3 protein-coding genes are annotated in these 3804 nt (G+C 28.5%); 2 read left to right on the top strand and 1 reads right to left on the bottom strand.

Annotated features, from left to right (window positions below; translation table 11 throughout):
* The coding region (locus tag Q0W26_RS11680; protein ID WP_298525653.1) for a hypothetical protein at positions 1-690 on the bottom strand (690 nt) is incomplete at its 3' end.
* Positions 691-1434: 744 nt separating this feature from the next.
* On the opposite strand from Q0W26_RS11680, the gene Q0W26_RS11675 reads away from it, so the two are divergent.
* Positions 1435-2310 (top strand): hypothetical protein, encoded by an 876-nt coding sequence (locus Q0W26_RS11675; protein WP_298525650.1) that lies wholly within the window; start codon positions 1435-1437, stop codon positions 2308-2310.
* Positions 2311-2319: 9 nt separating this feature from the next.
* Complete coding sequence (locus Q0W26_RS11670; RefSeq protein WP_298525647.1) at positions 2320-2907, top strand: hypothetical protein; 588 nt, start codon at positions 2320-2322, stop codon at positions 2905-2907.
* Positions 2908-3804 lie beyond the last annotated feature (897 nt).

Raw genomic sequence — 3804 nt, 5'->3', positions numbered from 1 at the left:
TAAACGTTGCTTATTTTGATGTACTGCTATACGTGTTGCAGACAAATCAATCACCTCTTCCAAACGAAGTATGTCCTCCAATGTTTCAGCGTATTTGTGAATTACACACTGCATTTCTAAGACCAATTCAAATTTGAATTCCTCATCTTCAACTTTAGCATTTTTTAGTAAAACACAAACCTCTTCAAGAATTTCGGCATTTCCAGAGGTAAACATCCTTGGAATCATTACCAAATTCATGGCTTCAACACCAGAGAGAACTTTCTCATCATTAATTTTCTTTCTAATAGTACTTAATCTTTCGCTACCCCCTAAATTAGGATAGGAAATCACAATAATATCCATGTATGTGGTTAGTGAAATACCAACAGTGATTAACGATTGATCTACGGGAAGATGAGTTGTAATTACTGGAATTACCGGCATTTTAAAAGTATATTCCAATAATCTCCTATAGTTATTGATTTTTTCAAATACTCCATTATCAATAGGGCTGCTCTCATCTTCACGATTGATAATGTACAATCTTCCATTAATCTCAACAACATATGCAGAATCCACTCGGGGCACAACATTTTTAGAATCCGGATACTCATTAGCACAGGACCCCATGTATTTACCCGGAAGTTCATGAAATTCATGTATAACCGCCCCAGCATATACTGCTTGTCTTTTTACTAGTTTATCCATCGGTTTATCCATTCTTTTATCTACTACCATTCTACCTCCTTTTAACTTCTAGAAATTAAAATATGTTGTTACGCGTAGTAGTTACTTTAAACTCCAAGTTATATAAAGTTATTTAAAGTTTAGAGAACAATTTAACAGTTTTAGACAATATTACGAAATAAAATCAATTTTTTAAAAGAAAAACAAAATTATATTCACAATACAAAAAAATAAGATTAGACAAAACAACAAGTCAATCAGATTATTGATAAAAAACTATAAACATACGTCACCAAGAAACCGACGTATGTTTCTGGAAAAAAGATGCATATCAAATCTTCTAAAAATTGCTCCAACTTCGTAAAATTGTTCTCACTTCGTAAAATTGCTTTGACTTCGTAAAATTGTCCCAATTTAAAACCCATTACTTTTCAAATGCTCTCTCATAAAGTATATATTGTTTAAGAGACAATATACCCATAATTATTTGAAAAGGTTCAACTACCCCACCATAAGTTGTGGATTGTGAGTTTTTTCACACACCTGTGGTTGAATAGCTTCAGACTTATTATTAATAGGTCTGCATTATTGAGAAAAATATGGAATTTAATCAAATAAGATATTCTGAAAATTGGATGATTTGATTAATAGATCTCATTAATTAAAAAATATTACTTATAGAATTTAGTTTCAAACTTCGTTTGAAAGTACTTATATAGTAATAAATTGAAATATTATATCACAATATCTGAAGAGGTGTTTTTTATGAAAACCATTGGTCATTTCATATATTTTATTAATTCTCTCAAAGATGTCTTATTATTTAAGGATAATGATGATTTTTCAATTAAAATTAAAAAGGATTTTAATTTCAGATTGAAAGTTCAAAAATTTGTTTATATTGCCAAATATTTTGGATGGAATCATAGCTATGAATATAATTTATACATCAGAGGTCCTTATTCAAGTGCTTTGGCAGATGAATATTACAATATGGATATTCATAATAACTACTCTCCAGTTAAAATTGATGATTTTAAAGTCGAATCATTTAAAAATTTCGTCAAAGACAAATCTATTCATTATCTGGAATCAGCATCTACAATTTTATTCTATTTGAATGATAATCCAAATCTTTCACGTGAAGATGCAATTAATGAATTGCATAAAATAAAACCTCTTATTGATTCTGAAATTGTAGGCAATGCATATGATGACATAATACAATTGGAATTATTTGGAAATACTATCTTTTATCAAATTATTGCAATTGATGATGATTTAGATTATTTTAAGAATACCTTACTTGATAAAATTCAGAATTATATTGACTATTTCACTGATTTTGGTCAATGCAATAACAGCATTATTGTTTCTGGGTCTCTTGACTATTTACATATCGTATTGTCCAAGGAAGAATTAAATCCCCAAATGAAAAACGATTTATTAAATTTGATCTTGCAATACGTAATTGATGTAAAAGAGATTTATGAATTGTGCGATGGCAACTCTAGGGTATTTGAATATTTAAATCTAAATGAATTGGAAGAAAATTTTGACAGAATTCAAGATTATGTAAGTCAAGAATTGGGCATTCTTCCTAGATTAGATGATGATGAATTTGATGAAATTATTTTATAACGTGATTTGATGATTCGGCTAAAGAATATAAAACAGGTAATATATGACACAAATGTAATTATCTATTATTGCTTTCCAAAAGGCAGATATAATATTAAACAACATACCAATCCTGCTGAAATGTTAACTAACTTTTTGTTTAATCAGAATTCAATAATTATAGTTCCTGACTTCATTATTAATGAAATAATGAAGAAGGGGATTTATGAGATTATTGAGGATTATTTTAGTGAAATTGAGCAACACCAAAAATTGCGTTTGTACACTAAAATTAAACGTAACCTTGAAAGACTTAAACAATCAACTCAATTTGTAGTTGAAGAATACACTCCTTCAACAGCCTTAATTGATTTGATTAATAGTGCTTATGATGGATTTAACCAATTACCTAATATTAATCAATATTTAAATCTCAAAAAAACCGATTCATTGAATCCTTCAATTGAAGATAAGATGTTAATCTTATTTTCCAGACAAAAAAAATCACCTATTGTTTCACATGACCGTGATTTGACATTTTTTAGAGATGAATTGATTAATATGAATTTAGTTACTGAAATCATTGATTTTAATTCAATTTCATCAATAGCCATATGACCTAATTAAACTGATGAATTCCATGCTTTAAAATGAAAATAAATCGTATGGATGAACATATTTTTATTTTAACGCTTTTTATTTGATATAGGCAAATTATTGGACGATAAATTATTTCCGTATCTCGTATTTTATCAAAACAGATGATGATATCAAATATTCCAATGGAGCCAATACACTATTTTTTGAAAAATGATGCGTGAAGTTGAAAATTTACTTGGCGGAACGGATATTTTATCGCGAAAACGCGATTGTTCACTAACAAAATCAGATGAAAATTGCTCCTACTTCGTAAAATTGTTGCCACTTCGTAAAATTTCCCTCAGTTCGTAAAATTGACCTGAAAGCAAAGAAAAAATTATTTATAATTTGGAAACAAATCATAATATGTACTAACATTCAATCAAACTTTAAGTCATGTCTTTAATACAAAATGCCCACAAATTGTTTAAAAAAGTTAAATTATTTAAAATATAACTTAAAAAAAGTAACATGCGAAGTTATAAATTAATAAAAATTCAAAAAGAGGATGTTAAAAATGCAAAGAAAAATAAATCTCCATATATCAAATTTTGGACCTATTAATGAAGCAGATATCAATATTAATCAAATTAACGTCATTGGTGGTCAAAATGCTAGTGGAAAATCATTTTCAAGCAAATTATTATTTTGTTTTTTAACATCAATGTCCAATAAAGGAAGAATTATTGAGAACAATGGCCTATATGGGTCATTTGCAATGTTTATAAAACGATGGGTCGACAATACCTCAATCACATCATCTGAACAAATTACCTACGATTATGCAGAACTTAAAGACAAATTAAGTTCATTGATGCTGAAATGGGATGAGATCGGAAGAGCGTCGTGTAGGGAAAGAGTGTAGATCTCGGTGGT

The sequence above is a fragment of the uncultured Methanobrevibacter sp. genome (genome assembly GCF_947169325.1).
In the GTDB taxonomy this organism is placed as follows: Archaea; Methanobacteriota; Methanobacteria; order Methanobacteriales; family Methanobacteriaceae; genus Methanocatella.
The sequence above is the reverse complement of the archived record's forward strand: the minus strand, read 5'-3'. Positions and strand labels throughout refer to the sequence as shown.